Below are 19,684 nucleotides of genomic sequence, written 5' to 3'. Positions count from 1 at the left end.
GCTCTGAGAAAATGGAAGGAATATGGCTTCCAGTGTACCAAATGAAGCGAATTTTTCATTTATTGCGACGAAATACGCGATTCATTTCACGAAGAAACAGAAAAACGCCCGCTCCGCAAGGTGACGGAGACGGGCGTTGGGGGATCAGCGGCGGGCTTCGCGCCAGTAGCCAATGAGCGTCAGGTAGTTGCGTTTCACTTCCTCTATCAGCGCCTCATCGCTGAGCTCGCCCTGCATCCAGCGCCGCGACGGCTGGCCAAAGATGGTGCGCCCGACGGCGAAACCTTTGATCATCGGGTGTGCGGCCGCCTCGGCGAAACCGGCGCGCAGTTTGTCGGAAGGCGCGTCGAGGCCGAGGATCAGGATCCCGCGGCTCCACGGATCTTCGCGCTCGATAAGGGCGGTGATCTGCTGCCAGCTGGCGCTGGAGAGCGGCGGCAGCTTCCACCAGTCCGGCTTGATCCCCAGCTGATAGAAGTGCTCCAGCATGGTGTGGTAATGGCGCTCGTCTTTGTCCGGGCCATTTTCCGGGAGGATCACCTCCAGCAGCAGCTCGTGGCCTGATTTGTTACAGGCCTGCCACACCTCGAGCAGCAGAGCGTCCTGCTCTTCTCGCAGCGTCGCCGGGTCGTCCGGGTGATAGAAGACCAGACATTTGACGACATGCTCCAGCGGCCAGTCGATCAGCTGCGAGCCGATGTTGCCATGCTCCAGACGCAGCGGGCGCGAGCTGGGCAGTTCGATAGGGCGCCCGATCCACCAGCCCTTGCCGGTAATGGCGTTCAGCGCACGCTGGCCGTAGGTGCCATCGGCCAGAATGCCGCTGCGCTGGTCAAGACCCGCCTGCTGCGCCGCCGCTTCGGCCGCGGCCAACAACAGCAGCTTGAGCTGCGGAATGCAGGCTTCATCGCGCCCGGTCTCCCGCGCCAGGTCGGCCAGCTGTTTGCGATGGTCGAAGGCGAAAATGCATAGCTCCGGCCACTGCTGGCGGCGGCTGGTCACCCGGTGCAGATGGTTGAGGCGCTCGTCGACGTCCGGGCGCGGCACCGATTCGGCGCGCTGCAGGTAGTCATCGAGTTCGACTTTGGTCGGCATCGCCGGCGCGCAGCCGTGGCGGGAGACCACCAGCGCCCCGCAGGCGTTGGCGTAACGGCAAGCCTGCTCCCAGCCCTCGTCGTTAAGCCAGCCGCGCAGCAGGCCCGACATAAAGGCATCTCCGGCGCCCAGCACGTTGAGCACTTCCACGCGCACGCCCTGCTGCAGCGGCACCTGGTCCCAGCTGTCCGGGATGTCGCCTTCCAGCACCACGCAGCCCATCGGTCCGCGCTTGCAGACGAGGGTGGCTTTGGTGGCATGGCGCACATTTTTTAACGCGGTCAGGGTATCGGTGCTGCCCCCGGCAATATGAAACTCTTCTTCGGTTCCCACCACCAAATCGAACAGATGCAGCACTTCCTGCAGCTGGCTGGTGACCGGCCCGGACTCAATGAAACGGGTTTCGCCATCGCCGAGCGAGGTGAGCCCCCACAGCACCGGACGGTAATCGATATCCAGCGCGGTACGCAGTCCGTGACGGCGAGCGTACTCCAGCGCCTTCAGCACCGCGGCGCGGGTGTTGGCGTGCGACAGGTGGGTGCCGGTCACCGCCAGCGCCCGGGAGGAGGCAATATACTCCTCGCTGATGTCGTCAGGCGTTAAGGCCATATCGGCGCAGTTATCGCGGTAGAAAATCAGAGGGAAGGTCTCCTGATCCTTGATCCCCAGCATCACCAGCGCGGTCAGGCGGGATTTGTCGGTAATCAGATACTCGGTATCCACCCCGGCGCGGTTGAGCGTTTCACGTAGGAAACGGCCGTTGTGTTCATCGCCAACGCGCGCCAGCATGGCCGATTTCAGCCCCTGAATCGCGGTGCCAAAGGCCACGTTGCCGGAGGAGCCGCCCAGATATTTCGAGAAACTGGCAACGTCTTCTAGCCGCGAACCGATCTGCTGGGCATAGAGGTCGACGGCCACCCGACCTATACAGATGACGTCGAGCCGCTTTACTGCTGCATTCATAGCTAGGATTTCCTTTTTGGTGTCTGCTGCCTGGAAGGGTCGGGATCCCGACGTCGACTCCGTGAACAGCCTGAGGGTTATTGGTTACCCTTAGTTTGAGAAATAAATATTTCATTTGCAAACTCGTTCGAAATTAAAAAACCAAAAGTGTGAGGGATCTACCACTCTGCCGCACTGAGCCTCGCGTTAGCGCGGATCGCCCCCTCTGTCGACCCGGAGAAAAATGAAACGCCAAACGACAGCCATTTACCTATGATTTTTAAGGGGATATTGCCGTCTGGCGCCGCCAAAAAGCGCCCGAAAACGTGTCAGGAATGTAAGTGAAACGTATGAAATGGGTAGAGAGTTTGATCCTTCTCGCAAAATGAAATATTTCTTCTGTATTTGTATTTAATGAAAAAAATGTTTGCCTATAATCCACAGGTATTCCAGTGACGTGAACGACGGCCCCGGCGGCATCGGCGCGACGCCACACACAAATACTGAACAATAAGGATTGTGCAACATGGGCAAACTGAGACTGACAACGGCGCAGGCGCTGGTGAAGTTCCTCGATAACCAGTACCTGGAAGTGGATGGCGAAGAGCTGAAGTTCGTGAAAGGCATTTTTGCGATTTTCGGCCATGGCAACGTCCTGGGGCTGGGGCAGGCGCTGGAGCAGGATAGCGGCGACATGCGCGTCTATCAGGGGCGCAACGAGCAGGGGATGGCCCATGCGGCCACCGGTTTTGCCCGCCAGGCCCTGCGCCGGCAGATTATCGCCTGCACCTCCTCCATCGGCCCGGGGGCGGCCAACATGATCACCGCCGCCGGCACCGCCAGCGCCAACCGCATTCCGCTGCTACTGCTGCCGGGCGATGTCTTCGCCACCCGCCAGCCGGACCCGGTGCTCCAGCAGATTGAACAGAGCTACGATCTCAGCATCAGCACCAATGACGCCTTCCGCGCGGTCAGCAAATACTGGGACCGCATTACCCGCCCGGAACAGCTGATGAGCGCCTGCATCAATGCCATGCGCGTCCTGACCGACCCGGCGGAAACCGGCGCGGTGACGCTGTGCCTGCCGCAGGATGTGCAGGGCGAAGCCTGGGACTACCCGGAATCCTTCTTTGCGCGTCGCGTACACCGTCTCGATCGCCGCCCGGCCAGCGCCGCGCAGCTGGCGGACGCCGTGGCGGCCATCAAAGCCAGCCGTAAACCGCTGATCGTCTGCGGCGGCGGGGTGAAATACTCCGGCGCGGGCGAAGCGCTGTCCCGTTTCGCCGAGCGCTACGGAGTGCCTTTTGCCGAAACCCAGGCCGGGAAGGGGACGGTGGTCTCTTCTCACCCCCTGAACGTCGGCGGTGTCGGCGAGACGGGCTGTCTGGCGGCGAACCTGCTGGCGAAAGAGGCCGACCTGGTGATCGGCGTCGGCACCCGTTTCAGCGATTTTACCACCGCCTCGAAATGGATCTTCCAGCACCCGGAGGTGCGTTTCCTGAATATTAACGTCAGCAACTTCGACGCCTGGAAGCTGGACGGCATAGCCATGCTGGCGGACGCCCGGGAAGCGATGACCGCCCTCGACGCGGCGCTGGTGGACAGCGGCTGGCAGGCCGGCTGGGGCGCGCAGATCGAGAGCGTGCAGAGCCGTCAGTTAAAAGAGACCCAGCGCGTGTACCAGGCGGTGTGGCAGGAGAAATCCTTTGTGCCGGAGATCGACGATCATCTCGATCGCGAATCGGTATATCGCGAGTTCCGCCAGATCACCGACTCCACCCTGACCCAGAGCAGCGTCCTCGGGGTGCTGAATGAAACGCTGCCGGCCGAGGCGGTGATCGTCGCGGCGGCGGGCAGCCTGCCCGGCGATCTGCAGCGCGTCTGGCGTAACCGCGCGGAAAACACCTATCACGTGGAGTACGGCTACTCCTGCATGGGATATGAGGTCAACGCCGCGCTGGGGGTGAAGCTGGCGCAGCCGCAGAGCGAAGTCTACTCCCTGGTCGGCGATGGCTCGTTCATGATGCTCCACTCTGAACTGGTCACCTCCCTGCAGGAGCGGGCGAAGATCAACGTCGTGCTGTTCGACAACATGGCCAACGGCTGCATCAACAACCTGCAGATGGAGCACGGGATGGACAGCTTCGGTACCGAGTTCCGCTACCGCCAGCCGGAAACCGGCCAGCTGCAGGGCGGTCTGGTGCCGGTGGACTTCGCCACCATCGCCGCCGGCTACGGCTGCAAAACCTGGCGCGTCACCACCCTGGACGAACTGCGCCACGCGCTGGACGCCGCCCGCCGCGAAACGGTCAGCACCCTGATTGATATTAAAGTGCTGCCGAAGACCATGGTGCACAAATACGGCAGCTGGTGGAACGTCGGGGTCGCCCAGACGGCGCTCTCAGAGCGGATCCGCAAAGTTGCGCAAATGATTAATGAAAAGCGCGCCCAGGCGCGTGATTACTAAAACGAACATCCACCCTGAATCCTACAGACTTACGGAGAAAACCATTATGTCGCTCAAATTAGGTGTCATCGGCGCTGGCGCTATCGGTAAAGAACACATCCGTCGCTGCACCCAGGTTCTGCAGGGCGCCACCGTTGTGGCGGTGTCTGATATCAATGCCGACAACGCCCGCGCGGCGGTTGCGCTGCCGGGCGTGCAGGCGGAAGTCTACGCCGACGGCCACGACGTGATTAACGCCAGCGATGTCGATGCCATCCTGGTCACCTCATGGGACCCGACCCACGAAGAGTACACCCTGGCCGCCATTGCCGCCGGTAAGCCGGTGTTCTGCGAAAAACCGCTGGCGATGTCTGCGGAAGGCTGCCGCCGTATCGTCGATGCTGAAATGAAGGCCGGCCGTCGCCTGGTGCAGGTTGGCTTTATGCGCCCATACGACGAAGGCTATCTGGCGCTGAAAAAAGTGATCGACGATGGCGATATCGGCGCGCCGCTGATGCTGCGCTGCGCCCACCGCAACCAGGCGGTTGGCGAGAACTACACCACCGATATGGCGATCACCAACACCCTGATCCACGAGCTGGACGTGCTGCGCTGGCTGCTGAACGATGACTACCGTTCCGTGCAGGTGCGCTTCCCGCGCTCCACCTCGCACACCCATGCGCGCCTGAAAGATCCGCAGATCGTCTCCTTTGAAACCAAAAAAGGCACCCTGATCGACGTCGAGGTGTTCGTGAACTGCCAGTACGGGTATGACATCCAGTGCGAAGTGGTCGGCGAGACCGGGATTGCCCGTCTGCCGGAGCCGTCTGCCGTCCAGATGCGCAAGTCCGCCAGCCTGTCGACCGCTATTCTGACCGACTGGAAAGACCGCTTTATCAAAGCCTACGACGTCGAGCTGCAGGCCTTTATCAACGACGTCAAAGCCGGTCAGCTGCACGGCCCGTCGGCCTGGGACGGCTACGCGGCGTCGGTAGCGGCGGACGCCTGCATTAAAGCGCAGGGAACCAGCGAGCCGGTTGAGGTGACGCTGCCTGAGTGCCCGGCATTCTACAAACGTTAAGCACGCTTTGCCGACGGAACTTCTTTGCACAGGTAACGACGATGAAAATTGCCTTTGATGTGGATGTGATTAAGGACCTCGGGATCACCCGCATGGTCCATCAGGTAGCGGAGTGGGGCTACAAGTACATTGAACAGTCGCCGCACCCGCAGATAAACCCGTTCTACAAGCACCCGCGCGCCAGCCGGGAGATCATGGCCGAGTACAAGCAGGCGCTGCGCGATACCGGCCTTGAGCTGTCGTCGTTTATCTGCGTCTACCGCTGGTCCGGCCCGGACGAACTGCGCCGCCAGGCGGCGGTGAAAAACTGGAAACGGCTGGTGGAAATTGCGGTGGAGATGGGCGTTCAGGTGATCAACACCGAGTTCTCCGGCGATCCGAATCAGCCTGAGATCTGCGATGAAATGTTCTATCGCTCGATGGAAGAGCTGTTGCCGATTTTTGAGCGGGAAGGCATCCGCGTGGAGATCCAGGCGCATCCCTGGGATTTCTGCGAAGAGAACAATGAAACCGTCGATATCGTGAAGTCGTTCCGCAGCGATAACGTGAAGTACGTCTACAGCGTGCCGCACACCTTTTTCTACGACAAAGGCGTCGGCGACGTGGCGAGCATGCTGCGCTATGCCGGGAGCGATCTCTCCCATGTCCTGATTGCGGATACCCGCAATCATACGAAACATTGCCGCTATATCGTTAACCCGCCGGGCGTGGATGCCGTGGTGCACCAGCACGTAGGCGTCGGGGAAGGGGATGTGGATTTCGACGCGCTGTTCCGCACCCTGCGCGAAATGAAATTCGCCGAGCAGACCTTCAAGGTCGGCGGGGAGCCGATTGTCGCCACCTCGCTGTTTGGCTACCCGGAAAAAATGAAATACCAGGCAGTGGAAACCCGTGAACTTATTGAACGTGAATTGCTGCGCCGGTAAGGCGCAGCGGCAGGAGCCCTACTATGAACAAAGATAACGTCAAACTGGCTATCGCCCCGATCGGCTGGACTAACGATGATATGCCGGAGCTCGGCAGCGAAAACACTTTCCAGCAGATCGTCAGCGAAATGGCGCTGGCCGGCTTTACCGGCAGTGAAGTCGGCAGCAAATATCCGCGCGATCCGGCGGTTCTCAAGCCGATGCTGGACATCCGCGGCATTCAGATCTGCAACGCCTGGTTCAGCACCTTTTTCGCTAACGGCCAGCGGGAAAAAACCATTGATGAATTCGTCAATCACATGAACTTCCTTCATGCGATGGGCGCGAAAGTGATTGGCTGCTCGGAGCAGAGCGGCAGCATCCAGGGGCTGGATAAACCGATCCTCGGCGATGCGAAGCCGTGCTTCAGCGACGAAGAGTGGCAGCGGGTGGCGGAAGGCTACAACACCCTTGGTCGCCTGGCGGCGGAGAAGGGGATGCAGGTCTGTCTGCACCACCACATGGGCACCGGCATCCAGACCACTGCGGAAATCGACAAGTTTATGTCGCTGGTGGACGAGCGCGTCTTCCTGCTGTTCGACACCGGCCACGCCTGGTACTCCGAAGGCGGCGAAGCGCCGATGCTGGCGATCCTCAAAAAGTATCTGCCGCGCATCAACCACGTTCACCTGAAGGACGTCCGCCCGCCGGTGATCGACCAGGTGCGCCGCGACGGCCTGTCGTTCCTCGACGGCGTGAAAAAAGGCACCTTCACCGTCCCGGGCGATGGGGTGATCGATTTCCGTCCGGTGTTCAAGCTGCTGGACGACTTTGGCTATAAAGGCTGGATGGTGGTGGAAGCCGAGCAGGATCCTGCCCTGGCCAATCCTTTCGAATACGCCGTAAAAGCGCGCAAATATATCCGCGAAACGGCAGGGATCTAATCGTTGTGACATTTTCAGGCCATACCGGGTATGGCCTGCTTTTTTTCCTTTCTCAATCCCTGTTCCCGCTTGCAAACCGCCTGACTGGATCTTAACCCCGGCGCCGGACTGTCCCCTTTCTCTCAGGGAGAGGGCCGGGGTGAGGGGGACAATGACGGGTAAAGCGTCACTTCACTTCCGCCAGCGCGGTTTTATCCACATAAGGTTTCATCAGCGCGTCGGCTTCCTTCTGCGCCGCCTGAACCGCCGCTTCCGGCGTCACTTTGGCATCGTTAACCACCGCCGCCAGCTGGTTCTCCATCGCCTTACGCACCGCCACGGTCTCCCAGGTGGAGTACCACGGATGGGCGTACTTCAGCTGCTCAAGCGCGATCGCCGCCCGCGGATCCTGCTGCAGATAGGCCTTCATCTCCGGCGTATCGTATGACGCCTTGCGCGGCGAGAAGTAGCCGGTAAAGCGGCTCCACGCGCCGTTCACGTCGGGGCTCACCAGATAGGTCAGGAACTGATACGCCGCTTTCTTCTGCGCCTCGTTGATGCCTTTAAAGCTCACCAGGCTGGCGCCGCCGATCGGCACCGCGCGCTGCTCTTTGGCCGGCAGCATCGCCACCCCAAGCTCAAAGTCTTTGCTGTTCTCGCGCATAAAGCCCAGCGCGCCGGTGCTGAGCATCGCCATCCCGAGCTTGCCGGAGAAGAACGCAGCGCTGATCTGCTTCGAGTTCAGCACTCCGGACGGCATCACCTTGTCCTTGTAGATCAGATCCTGCCAGAAGCGCAGGGCGCCGATGGCGGTCGGCGAGTTGTAATAAACTTCGCCCGGATAGTCTTCGTTAAAGTATTTCCCGCCGTTGGCGCGCACCAGCGCCGAGAAGATCCAGCCGCCGTAGTCGTCGTTGGTCGACGGCAGCATGATACCCCACTGGCCGGTGCTCTCGTCGGTCAGCTTTTTGGCATCGGCCAGCAGCTCGGCCCAGGTCTGCGGCGGCTGTTTGATCCCGGCCCGATCGAACATCGTCTTGTTGTAGTAGAGGATCGGCGTCGAGTTATGGAACGGGATCGCATAAGTGGTGCCCATCACCTGGGCGTTCTTATGCATCGCGGGCCAGAATTCCTTTTGCAGAAAATCGCCGGCCTGTTGATCGCCATATTTAAACAGCTCATCCATCGGCAGGATCTCATCCTTCAGCGCCAGATCGGTGGTGAAGTTGGCGGACATGATCACCAGCGCCGGCGGCTGGCCGGCCTTCTGCGCCGATTCGGCTTTGATCTTGGTGGTGTCGTAGTTGCCGGTGAAGATCCCGCGCACATCCACATCCTGCTGGGAGTCGTTGAATTGCTTAATGACGCGGGTCATCTCCATGGTCAGCTTGCCGTCTACCGGCGCCGGGAACATGAAGTCTATTTTCTCTTTCGCCAGCGCCGCGCCGCTCAGGGCGAGGCTGAGGCTAACCGCGACTACCGTAAGAGGTTTAAACATGATTACACTCCATCAGTAAATTATGCTGGGTCTCAGCATGAAAAAGATGCACATCGCCAGGCGAGAAGCCGATCGGTAGCGACTCGCCTTTCTCCGGCACCGTGCCGCGGTGGCGGCGGCTAAAGCGCAGGGTGCCGATCGGGGTGCTGACGTGGAGCAGGTAGTCGGCCCCCATCAGTTCTCGTTGCAGAACGGTGGCCGGCAGGCGCAGATGGCCCTCCTCCACGCGGTCGGTAATATGTTCCGGGCGAATGCCCAGCCAGACGCGGGTCTGATCCCGGTGGCGCGGCGGCAGCGGATGACGCTGTTCTCCCAACAGTACTTCACCGTTGGCGCAGGGCAGCGACAGCAGGTTCATCGCCGGCGAACCGATAAATCCGGCGACGAACAGGTTGGCCGGGTTGGCGTAGAGATACTCCGGGCGCCCGACCTGCTGCACGTGGCCGCCGTTCATCACCACGATGCGGTCGGCCATCGACATCGCCTCGGTCTGGTCGTGGGTCACATAGATGGTGCTGGTTTTCAGCTGCTGATGGAGCGCCATAATGCTGTCGCGCACTTCGCTGCGCAGGCGGGCGTCGAGGTTGGAGAGCGGCTCGTCCATCAGGAACAGCCGCGGATTACGCACAATCGCCCGGGCCATCGCCACCCGCTGGCGCTGGCCGCCGGAGAGCTTCGCCGGTTTGCGATCGAGCAGCGCCTCCAGCTGCAGCATCTGCGCCACGTTGTCCACCCGCGGCTGCCAGCTGCTTTTCTCTTCCTTGCGCACCTTCATGCCGAAGGTGATGTTGTCGCGCACCGACAGATGCGGAAACAGGGCATAGTTCTGGAAGATCATCGCGAAGTTGCGCTCGCGCGGCGTGGTGGCGGTGATGTTCTCATCATGCAGCCAGATTTGGCCTTCGCTGACCGGCTCCAGGCCGGCGAGCAGGCGCAGCAGGGTGCTTTTCCCGCAGCCCGACGGGCCGACCAGCACCACGAATTCGCCTTCGTGAATATCCAGCGACAGGGCGCTGAGCGCCGGCTTGCCGTCGAAACGTTTACTGATGTTTTGCAGACTGAGCATGGCGGTTAGCGCTCTTCCGTTGGGCAACTGATGTTTTCGTCGTACAGCCACGGCCCGGCGTAGTGGGCCAGCGAGTGCTGGTAGCTCACCCACTGCTCGCCGACCTGGCGGTGCATCAGACACGAGGCCGGAGAAAGGTCGTAATAGGGCCGGGTGTCTTCGTGGCAGTACGGCACCTGATGGACGGTGCCGGGGATAGTGGAGATCAGCGCCTGGCGATACTGGGTCATGGTCAGGCTGTGGTTGTGGCCGCAGAAGATGCGCGTCAGCGACGGGAAACGCTCCACCAGCGCCAGCAAACGGTGGCCGTTTTCGCAGGCGATCGGGTCCATCTGCGCATTGCCCAGCGGCAGCGGCGGGTGGTGCATAAACACCGTTGCCGGTTTGTCGCCGCCCTCGAACAGCTGGGCTTCCAGCCAGCCGATGGTCTCGTCGGTCAGCCAGCCCTTCGAGGTGCCGGCGCGGCTGGAGTCGATAAACAGCAGGCGGGTGGCGAAGTCATCCACCGCATAGCGCATATTTTGCGCATCGTTGCCCAGCTGCGGGCACAGCGGGTGAAGATGCTCCAGAAAATGGGCTTTGTCGTCGTGGTTGCCGGGGATCAGATACAGCGGATAGTTCAGGCTGCCGAGGATCTGGCGGGCCACCTGATACTCCGCCGGGCGGCCGCAGTTGACGATATCCCCGCTCACCACCACCGCGTCCGGGCGCTCGCGCAGCGCGTTAAGCTGGGAGACCACCTCGGCGTTGGCGGCGTTGACGTCGATAAAGCCGTACAGCTTTTCGCCGCGGCTGCGGAAATGGGTATCGGAAATGTGCGCTAACAGCATGAATCACTCCTTATTTGATCCCGGAGAAGCCGAAGCTCCGCAGGAACTGTTTCTGAAAAAGGATGAACGCCAGCATCAGCGGCAGACAGACCATCAGCGTGCCGGCGCCGATGGTGCCCCACTGGCCGCCGGATTCGGCGCCCATGGCGAAGGAGACCAGCCCGACGGTCAGCACCTGCTTATCGGGATCGTTGAGCATCATCAGCGGCCACAGGTATTCGTTCCAGTGGTAGGTAATGCTGACGGTGGCGAAGGCCAGCACCGACGGCCAGGACATCGGCAGCAGCACGCGGAACAGCACCTGCCACCAGCGGCAGCCCTCCATCAGCGCCGCCTCCTCCAGCTCTTTCGGAATGGCGAGAAACGCCTGACGCATCAGGAACACGCCGAACGCCGAGGTGAAGTAGGGCATCATCACCCCGGTGAGGGTGTTGAGCAGGCCGAAGGTTTTCAGGGTCAGCATGTTCGGCACCATCATCACTACCGGCATGATCATCAGCTGCACCAGGAACAGGAGAAACAGCGTCTGCTTGCCGCGAAACTCGTGGCAGGCGAAGACGTACCCGGCGGTGGTGATGGTCAACAGCTGCACGAAGAAGGTGCCGAAGGTGAAGATAAGGGTGTTGGCGTACAGGCTCAGCCAGTCGGCGCTGTTCCAGGCGTCGCGGAAGTTATCGAGGGTCAGCGGCAGGCGCGGCAGCAGCGAGGCCATATCTTCCCCGAAGGTGGTGGCGCTGAACGAGGTGGCCAGCATCCAGATAAACGGGCTGATCCACAGCAGCGCCAGGCAGCACATTAATACCGTCAGCGTAAAGGGCGACGAGCGGCGCAGGCGCAGCCACAGCGGACGGGCGGCGGCGGGCGTGCGGACCAGCAGCGGCGAGATGTCAGCGCTCATAGTGGGCTCCTTTCTCCAGCAGTTTCAGGTTAATCAGCGAGAAGGCGAACAGCCCGGCCAGGGTCAGGAAGGTGGCGGCGGAGGCTTTACCGAGGTCATGGGTATCCCAGGCGAGATTCTGGATGTAATAGAGCAGCACGGTGGTGGCGTTGTCCGGCCCGCCGCGGGTCATCACCGCCACGTGGTCGATCTGGGTGATGGAGTAGATCAGCGCGGTGGTGATCACAAAGCTCAGGGTCGGGCGCAGCAGCGGTAGCGTAACCTTAAAAAAGACCTGCGTGCGGGTAGCCCCCTCCATCAGCGCCGCTTCCCGCGTCGAGGCCGGAATGCTCTGCAGCCCGGCGAGGAAAAACAGCATGTAGTAGCCAGCGAACTTCCATACGCCGATCAGCGCCAGGGCCAGCAGCGCGCTGTTGCTGCGCCCCAGCCAGTTGTTGTTCATCGGCCCGAACAGCTTCGCCAGATAGTGGTCGAGCAGGCCGAGGCCGGGCATAAAGATAAACAGCCACAGCGCGGCGGCGCTGACCATCGGGATAATCATCGGGAAGAAAAAGGCTGTGCGCAGCCAGCGGTTGACGCGATGGTTCTCGCTCAGGGCGACCGCCAGCAGCAGGGCGAGGGTCACCCCGGGCACCACCGTCAGCAGGATATAGAGCAGGTTATTGCCCAGCGACTGCCAGAAGACGTTATCGGCAAACAGGCGGGCGAAATTATCCAGCCCGACGTACTGCGCGCCGTCGCTGGCCATGCGGGTATCAAACAGGCTGTCATACACCGAACGCCCCAGCGGGAACCAGGTAAACAGCAGTAAAAACAGCAGGGAAGGCGACAGGATCAGCCAGGGAAGCCAGGTCTTTCTCATGGTGACGCGCATCTCGTTCAGCCATTTATCGAAGCCCGGATTGTGGGAAGCAATGACTACAGAGGCATGGCGGGGAGATGACGGTTTGATGAAGCGACGGGAAAAACGCCGGGCGAGCGGGCCGCCCGGCGGGAGAGAACCATCAGAAGTCGGCTTTCAGCACCGCGCGGTAGCGGGCTTTGCCTTCGCGAACGTGCTTCAGCGCTTCGTTAATCTGCGACATCGGGAACAGCTCGGTGGTCGGGGCCACCTTGCTGCGCCCGGCGAACTTCATCAGCGTGCGCAGTTCGGACGGGTTACCGGTCGCCGAGCCGGAGATGCTGCGGTCGCCGCCGATAAGGGTAAAGGCCGGCACCGGGAACGGCTTCATTACCGCGCCGACGGTGTGGAAGTTGCCGCCGTACGCCAGCGCTTCAAAGTACGGCTGCCAGTCGAGGTCGACGGCGACGGTGTTGATGATCAGGTCGAACTGACCGGCCAGCGCCTTTAAGGCTTCCGGATCGCGGCTGTTCACCACGCGATCGGCGCCCATCGCCAGCACTTCCTGCTCTTTGGCCGGGTTGGAGCTGAAGGCGGTCACTTCCGCGCCCATCGCCCGCAGCAGCTTAATGGCGATATGGCCGAGGCCGCCGATGCCGATCACCCCGACGCGGCTGGTGGCGGTGACGTGGTGGGTCAGCAGCGGTTTAAAGACGGTGATGCCGCCGCACAGCATCGGGCCGGCGGACGCCAGATCGATGCTCTCCGGCAGGGGGATCACCCACTGCCAGTCGGCGCGCAGCTTATTGGCGAAGCCGCCGCGGTTGAGAATGGTCGGCACCGAGCCTTCCAGACAGTTGATCTGGTTGCCGCTGATGCAGGCGTCGCAATGGCCGCAGCTGCGCGCCGTCCAGCCGATGCCGACCTTCTGGCCAATCTTCAGCCCTTTATCCTGCGCCGCGCTGCCCAGCGCCGCCACCCGGCCAATCACCTCGTGACCGGCCACCAGCGGGTAGCTCGACATCCCCCATTCGTTGTCGATCATCGACAGATCCGAATGGCAGATCCCGCAGTATTCAACCTCAACTTCGACATCTTCCGGCTGCAGCTCGCCGGCATCGTATTCCCACAGCGACAGATCGGCGCCCGCTTCTTTGGCGGCGTAGCTTTTAATGATGCTCATGTTTATTTCCTTGGGGTTGGCGTGATAACCCAGAAAGTGTAGAGCATGGTATTCCCCGGCGCTTGGCAATCGGAGGGGTCGCGAAGCGGGCGGACCAGCCGCCCGTTAAGGTCAGCGGCTGGCCAGCGGCCACTGATTAAGGCGGATGCCGCGCTGCGGGGCGTTCTCGGCAAAATCATCCAGCACCGCCTGCACGTCCGGGTCGAGATAGCCGACGCTGTCGTGCTCGACGATCACCACGCTCTTTTCCGGAATTTTCGCCAGCAGGGCCAGCAGATGCGGATTGTGCATAAAGGTCAGATTCTGCTGGATGCGCAGCACGTAGTGGTCATCGTAGCGCGCCAGCTGCAGCGAGTGGCGATGGCTGCGCCAGAGGCTGAACGCCATCTGGGTGGCAAGACCAATCCCTATCCCCGCCAGCATGCCGAAGGCGATAATCCCGCCGATGGTGGCGAGGAAGGGGACGTACTGCGCCGCCCCCTGGCGGAACTGCTCGATGAACAGCCGCGGCGTCGCCAGCTTATAGCCGGTATAGAGCAGCACGGCGGCGAGGCTGGCGAGCGGGATCAGGGTCAGCAGGCCGCTGAACCACAGGCCGCAGATCAACAGCAGCACGCCGTGGATAAAGATCGACAGTTTGCTCTGCGCGCCGTTGCTGACGTTCACCGAGCTGCGGACGATCACCGCGGTGATCGGCATCGCCCCCAGCACGCCGGAGAGCAGGTTGCCGACGCCCTGGGCGACCATTTCGCGGTTCGGCGAAGGGGGCGGATTTTGCGGGCGCAGCTTTTTCAGCGCCTCCTGGCTGAGCAGGGTTTCGAGGCTGGCGACCAGCGCCAGGGTCACCGCCACCACCCACACCGACGGATTGCGCCACGCGCTCCACGCCGGAGACTCCAGCTCGCCCAGCAGGTCGCCGAGGCTGCCGAACGCCGGCAGGGTAATCCGCGGCAGAGCGACCAGCTGCTGCGGCGCAAAATGGGTCAGCAGCAGGGTGGTCACGCAGCCGAGCAGGACGGCGATCAGCGGCCCGGGGATCCAGCGCAGGCTCTTCACCCGGCGGATAAGCGGCGAGCCCCAGAGCCAGAGCACCAGCAGGCCGCCCGCGGCGACGGCAATCGCAGTGACGGAGAAAGCGGCATTGCCCTGAACCACATCGGCAAGCCCGGTCTCTTCCGCCGTACCGAGCGCGACGGGGATCTGCTGCATAATCAGCAGGATGCCGATCGCCGCCAGCATGCCTTTGATGACGCTGGCGGGAACCAGCGAGATAAAACGCCCGGCCCGCAGAATACCGAACAGCAGCTGCAGCACGCCGGCCAGCACCAGCGCCATCAGGAAGACGGAGAAGGAACCCAGGGATTCGATGGCGGCGACGACGATGGTGACCAGTCCGGCGGCGGGGCCGCTGACGGCGAAGCGGGAGGGGCTGAGGGCGGTGACGACCAGGCCGCCGATGATGCCGGTCAGCAGGCCAACGAAGGGCGGTAAGCCGCTGGCCTGGGCGATGCCGAGGCACAGCGGCAGGGCGACAAGGAAGACGACGATGCCGGCGAGGGAGTCCTGACGAAGTGTGTTCATGGGGCGTGCTCCTGCAGTGAGAGGTGTTCGACGAGGGTGGTTAAATGGCCGGAAGCCAGATCGTAGACGCAGCCGTGCAGGCTGAGCGGCCGCCCGCTGGCGAGCACCGTCTGCACCGGTTCACTCTCCAGCAGACGGGCGAACTGGGCGCGAACGTTGGCTTCCACCAGGGCGTCCAGCGCGTGGCGAGAGGGCTCCGAATCGGTGCTGGCGCTGGCGCCAACACCGGGGGAGGCCGCAACACCACATCCATCGGCGATCTGCGCAATTTCTTGATGCAGGGTGTGGCGCAGCTGGCCGATGCGGCGAGCCAGCGCCGAGGATTCCTGCGCCAGCGGCAGGGTGGGCAGAGAGAGCGCCGCCTGCACGCCGCCGCAGCCGTAGTGGCCGCAGAGCACCACCCGCTCCACCTCAAGGTAGTGGAGGGCATACTGCAGGACGCTCATGACGTTGTCGTCGGCGGGATCGAGCATGTTGGCGATATTGCGGTGGACAAAGAGCTCGCCGGGCTGGCTGCCGGTGAGCACCTCGGCGGGAACGCGGCTGTCGGAGCAGCCGATCCACAGCGAGTGGGGCCGCTGCCCGTCGACCCATTTTTCGAAATAGTCCGGGTCATGCTGACACTTCTGCAGCGCCCAGCTGCGGTTGCGGGCCAGCAAAGGTTTTAACGTCGTCACAAGTATTCTCCTGAGTTAATTCATCGAGTGAATATGTCCATCAAGACTCGTACAGCGACTAGTAAAAATAGTGTTTACCGGAACCCTTCACGCCTGAGGAAAATCCTGGAATAAACGGCAAAAAGAAAACTTTTCATTAATGTAAAGTTATAAAAATATTGATGAAATTAATATTCTGCTGCGGAGCGAGTGAATAACAAAAAGGTATTGGCTAAAACTTTCTGGAATATATGGGAATGGTGGTGGGTGGGGTTGGGGGAATAGTTGGGGAGTGGATTTTGGGGATTTGTTTGGGGAGAGATGGATTGTGATGGGGATGCGGGTGAGAGTGAGGTGAGAAAAATTTGAGATAAGTTTGAGTGGGGTTTGGGAGTGCTGGGGGAGAAGGTTGATGGCTGGAAGGTGGAGTTGGGTTTGCGGGAGGGGGAGAGGAGGGTTGCTGGTGGCCGTCGCGCGATGGAACGGCGGCAAAAGGTGACGCCGCGCAGGATAGCGCTGTTTTTTTCAACACTTAGCGCAATGACGACACGCTGTCGCTTGCATGACCGCCGCCGACAGGTATAATCCAGAACGTTTCCGCATCCCCTTCAGTGCCGAAGTGGCGAAATCGGTAGACGCAGTTGATTCAAAATCAACCGTAGAAATACGTGCCGGTTCGAGTCCGGCCTTCGGCACCATCGGAACATCAATAGACGTCAACGGACGTCTTTTTTTGTGCCTGAAATCCAGTATCCGCAAGGCTTTCCTCGCTTTTTCACTCAACCTAAGTCAACCTGATTCAATCTACATCAACTTACTGATGCGGGTACAACTGCGGGTATATCCCGGTTCGATAATGTTTGTACCCACACAGAACCCTTGAAAGGATACTCATCATGGCTCTGAGTGATGTGAAGGTTCGTTCGGCTAAGCCTGAAGCTAAAGCCTATAAACTTACTGACGGTGAAGGCATGGTTTTGCTGGTTCACCCTAACGGCTCCAAATACTGGCGGCTTCGTTATCGCTTCGGCGGCAAAGAGAAAATGCTGGCATTGGGAAAATATCCTGAAGTTTCGCTGGCGGATGCGAGGGCACGCCGGGATGAAGCCCGTAAGCTGTTAGCTAATGGTGTCGATCCCAGTGAGAACAAGAAAGCCGTTAAGGTAGAGCATGAACAAGATGCGATAACGTTTGAATTGGTTGCCAGAGACTGGCATGCCAGCAATCAGAAGTGGTCTGCATCGCACAGTACCCGTGTTTTGAAAAGCCTTGAAGATAATCTCTTTGCTGCTATTGGTAAGCGGAACATTGCGGAGCTGAAGACACGAGATTTGCTTGTACCCATTAAGGCGGTGGAATCATCCGGACGACTCGAAGTTGCCGCCCGTTTACAACAGCGTACTACCGCGATTATGCGCTTTGCTGTGCAGAGCGGCTTAATCGACTATAACCCCGCGCAAGAGATTGCCGGTGCGGTTGCTACGGCGAAAAGACAGCATCGTGCTGCATTGGAACTTAACCGCATTCCTGAATTACTTCACCGCATCGATCACTACTCTGGCAGACCGTTAACCCGACTGGCTGTCGAACTCACGTTGTTAGTTTTCATCCGTTCAAGCGAACTGCGTTTTGCCCGCTGGTCAGAAGTGGATTTTGATACTGCCATGTGGACGATTCCAGGGGAGCGTGAACCGCTGGAAGGCGTTAAACATTCTCAGCGTGGTTCAAAGATGCGGACTCCACATCTTGTTCCTTTGTCGCGGCAGGCTCTGGCTATTTTGGAAAAGATCAAAAGCATGAATGGGAACCGTGACCTGATCTTCGTAGGAGATCACGATCCGCGTAAACCCATGAGTGAGAACACGGTGAACAAGGCTCTACGAGTGATGGGTTATGACACAAAAACAGAAGTATGTGGACATGGTTTCAGGACGATGGCTTGTAGCTCATTGATTGAGTCGGGGCTGTGGTCGAGGGATGCGGTGGAGCGGCAGATGAGTCATCAGGAGCGTAGCTCTGTGCGAGCAGCTTACATTCATAAGGCGGAGCATCTTGGGGAGCGTAGGCTGATGTTGCAATGGTGGGCTGATTATCTTGATGCTAATCGGGAGAAGGCAGTGAGTCCGTTTGATTTTGGGAAACTAGAGTCTACATGGTAGCACCGGCTGTCCTGGGATAAATTTCCGCTGAGGATTAAGTACTCTGAGCAAAGCCTGCCGCCTTGCGGTGGCAGGCATAGGACTAAAGTTATTTATTTTTTTGATACACCCCAAGTAACGCATTGGAACTACTTGATAAAATTTTCTTCGGTTAGAATGAGTGCATCATCCTCTACGGGTACTGTATTTTTTAGGAAAAATAATGGCTGTTAATCAGGCGAAAATTTTTGAACATCTCGAACAACTGGTTGAAAACCCTGAGCAAGACGAATTTATCTACGGCTTTTTAACTGCTTTTGAGTTCCCTAAATCTACCCTGAGTCAGATTCGGCAAGGTGGGACGCGTAATGTTGCGAAAGAGCCAGGACACGTTGCATTAAAAAATAAACTTTACTACCAGCCAGTGGCGGATACTGATGATTTCGAATCTGCTTTTGAGCAACGTATTGCCGATTCTGCTGTAGCAAAAAATAAGATCCGCTTTGTTCTAGTAACAAATTTTGTTCGCTTTTTAGCATTGGACACACTGACACAGGAACGTCTCGATATTGAGTTTGAAGAGTTACCACGTAACTACGGTTTTTTCTTACCGCTGGTAGGGTTGGAAAAGGCTATTCTCAATAGTGAAAACCCGGCCGATGTAAAAGCCGCTGAGAAGATGGGAAAGCTGTTTGATCTTATCAAGGAGCGTAATGATTTAAGCAAAGCAGAAGATATTCACGCTCTTAATGTTTTCCTCACTCGTTTGTTGTTTTGCTTTTTTGCCGAAGACACAGGAATCTTTGAAAAAGGTCAGTTTACTTCCTCAGTTAAGAGCTACACCGCCGAAGATGGCAGTGATTTAGATCAGTTTCTGACAGACCTTTTTGCCGTGATGAACAGCAAACCGAATAGTAAATTACGCCTGTCACTTCCGATTCATTTAACCGCATTCCCTTATGTTAATGGTGGCTTATTTGACAGTGATGAGCCTGTTCCAGAGTTGGGGTTGAAGGGTAGACGTATCTTACTTGAATGCAGTGCAATGGACTGGAGCGAGATTAACCCTGACATTTTCGGCAGTATGTTCCAGGCCGTGATTGATGTGGAGCAGCGTAGCCGTTTAGGACAGCATTACACTTCATACAGCAATATCATGAAGGTTATACAACCATTATTTCTTGAACCATTGCGTTCAGAGCTTGAAAAACAACGCACAAATACGAATGGTCTCAAACGGTTGCTTCTCCGTCTGGGGAAAATGAAAGTTTTTGATCCTGCGTGTGGTTCAGGGAACTTCTTGATTGTCGCCTATAAAGAACTACGTCTTTTGGAAATGGACGTGATTCAAGCTCTTTTGCAATGCGATCCACAATCCATTTTTATGAGCGGTATCCATCTCGACCAGTTTTACGGCATTGAGATTGATGATTTTGCCTGCGAAATAGCCCGCCTTTCCCTGTGGCTTGCAGAGCATCAGTTAAATAAACAGTGGGAAGAACATATTGGTTCAGCACCACCAGCGTTGCCGTTGCGTTCATCCGGTAAAAGGTTTTGTTGAATAAATCGAACTTTTGCTGAGTTGAAGGATCAGATCACGT

At 59.1% G+C, this 19,684-nt stretch carries 15 protein-coding genes and 1 tRNA gene; 7 read left to right on the top strand and 9 right to left on the bottom strand.

The window, feature by feature from the left end:
- Nucleotides 1–144: 144 nt before the first annotated feature.
- Nucleotides 145–2,058, bottom strand: coding sequence for a bifunctional 5-dehydro-2-deoxygluconokinase/5-dehydro-2-deoxyphosphogluconate aldolase (locus ACOI7Z_RS18110; protein ID WP_087848679.1), 1,914 nt, complete (start codon nt 2,056–2,058; stop codon nt 145–147).
- Nucleotides 2,059–2,563: 505 nt separating this feature from the next.
- Here ACOI7Z_RS18110 and iolD point away from each other — a divergent pair.
- From iolD to iolE, 4 genes are read left to right on the top strand one after another with little or no spacing between them, the layout of a single operon-like run.
- Complete coding sequence (gene iolD / locus ACOI7Z_RS18105; protein ID WP_087848680.1) at nt 2,564–4,504, top strand: 3D-(3,5/4)-trihydroxycyclohexane-1,2-dione acylhydrolase (decyclizing); 1,941 nt, start codon at nt 2,564–2,566, stop codon at nt 4,502–4,504.
- A gap of 46 nt (nt 4,505–4,550) precedes the next feature.
- A complete protein-coding gene (locus ACOI7Z_RS18100) occupies nt 4,551–5,564 on the top strand; it encodes a Gfo/Idh/MocA family protein (RefSeq protein WP_032454672.1) in 1,014 nt (337 codons plus the stop codon).
- A 41-nt stretch (nt 5,565–5,605) separates the two neighbouring features.
- A complete protein-coding gene (locus ACOI7Z_RS18095; RefSeq protein WP_004152193.1) occupies nt 5,606–6,490 on the top strand; it encodes a sugar phosphate isomerase/epimerase family protein in 885 nt (294 codons plus the stop codon).
- Between the two features lie 23 nt (nt 6,491–6,513).
- Nucleotides 6,514–7,413 carry a myo-inosose-2 dehydratase gene (iolE, locus tag ACOI7Z_RS18090; RefSeq protein ID WP_002886970.1) on the top strand — a complete coding sequence of 300 codons (900 nt, stop codon included), beginning with the start codon at nt 6,514–6,516 and terminating at the stop codon, nt 7,411–7,413.
- Nucleotides 7,414–7,579: 166 nt separating this feature from the next.
- Here the strand turns inward: iolE and ACOI7Z_RS18085 are convergent, their stop codons facing one another.
- From ACOI7Z_RS18085 to ACOI7Z_RS18050, 8 genes are all read right to left on the bottom strand, one after another.
- Nucleotides 7,580–8,890, bottom strand: coding sequence for an ABC transporter substrate-binding protein (locus ACOI7Z_RS18085; protein WP_087848681.1), 1,311 nt, complete (start codon nt 8,888–8,890; stop codon nt 7,580–7,582).
- Nucleotides 8,883–9,956 (bottom strand): ABC transporter ATP-binding protein, encoded by a 1,074-nt coding sequence (locus tag ACOI7Z_RS18080; RefSeq protein ID WP_065882694.1) that lies wholly within the window; start codon nt 9,954–9,956, stop codon nt 8,883–8,885. The genes ACOI7Z_RS18085 and ACOI7Z_RS18080 overlap by 8 nt, the downstream gene beginning before the upstream one ends.
- Nucleotides 9,957–9,961: 5 nt before the next feature.
- Nucleotides 9,962–10,786: a phosphodiesterase gene (locus ACOI7Z_RS18075; RefSeq protein ID WP_064155463.1), complete on the bottom strand. Its 825-nt coding sequence runs from the start codon at nt 10,784–10,786 to the stop codon at nt 9,962–9,964.
- Between the two features lie 10 nt (nt 10,787–10,796).
- A complete protein-coding gene (locus tag ACOI7Z_RS18070) occupies nt 10,797–11,684 on the bottom strand; it encodes a carbohydrate ABC transporter permease (RefSeq protein WP_048294078.1) in 888 nt (295 codons plus the stop codon).
- Entirely contained in the window at nt 11,674–12,558 is an 885-nt protein-coding gene (locus tag ACOI7Z_RS18065; RefSeq protein WP_004146807.1) for a carbohydrate ABC transporter permease, read from the bottom strand. Before ACOI7Z_RS18065 ends, ACOI7Z_RS18070 begins: the two co-directional genes overlap by 11 nt.
- A 130-nt stretch (nt 12,559–12,688) precedes the next feature.
- A complete protein-coding gene (gene ahr, locus ACOI7Z_RS18060; RefSeq protein ID WP_004178400.1) occupies nt 12,689–13,708 on the bottom strand; it encodes an NADPH-dependent aldehyde reductase Ahr in 1,020 nt (339 codons plus the stop codon).
- 111 nt (nt 13,709–13,819) lie between these two features.
- Nucleotides 13,820–15,289, bottom strand: coding sequence for a SulP family inorganic anion transporter (locus ACOI7Z_RS18055; RefSeq protein WP_087848682.1), 1,470 nt, complete (start codon nt 15,287–15,289; stop codon nt 13,820–13,822).
- On the bottom strand, nt 15,286–15,966 hold the full coding sequence (locus ACOI7Z_RS18050; RefSeq protein ID WP_087848683.1) for a carbonic anhydrase: 681 nt from the start codon (nt 15,964–15,966) through the stop codon (nt 15,286–15,288). Before ACOI7Z_RS18050 ends, ACOI7Z_RS18055 begins: the two co-directional genes overlap by 4 nt.
- Nucleotides 15,967–16,558: 592 nt before the next feature.
- Between ACOI7Z_RS18050 and ACOI7Z_RS18045 the strand changes: the two genes are divergently transcribed.
- From ACOI7Z_RS18045 to ACOI7Z_RS18035, 3 genes are all read left to right on the top strand, one after another.
- Nucleotides 16,559–16,643: transfer RNA gene (locus ACOI7Z_RS18045), tRNA-Leu, on the top strand.
- A gap of 198 nt (nt 16,644–16,841) precedes the next feature.
- Nucleotides 16,842–18,104 (top strand): tyrosine-type recombinase/integrase, encoded by a 1,263-nt coding sequence (locus ACOI7Z_RS18040; protein WP_087849749.1) that lies wholly within the window; start codon nt 16,842–16,844, stop codon nt 18,102–18,104.
- A 202-nt stretch (nt 18,105–18,306) separates the two neighbouring features.
- A complete protein-coding gene (locus ACOI7Z_RS18035; RefSeq protein WP_420702433.1) occupies nt 18,307–19,644 on the top strand; it encodes a DNA methyltransferase in 1,338 nt (445 codons plus the stop codon).
- The last annotated feature ends 40 nt before the right edge of the window (nt 19,645–19,684 follow it).

The organism is Klebsiella sp. C283 (assembly GCF_048822555.1).
Taxonomy (GTDB): Bacteria; Pseudomonadota; Gammaproteobacteria; order Enterobacterales; family Enterobacteriaceae; genus Klebsiella; species Klebsiella quasipneumoniae.
The sequence above is the reverse complement of the archived record's forward strand: the minus strand, read 5'-3'. Positions and strand labels throughout refer to the sequence as shown.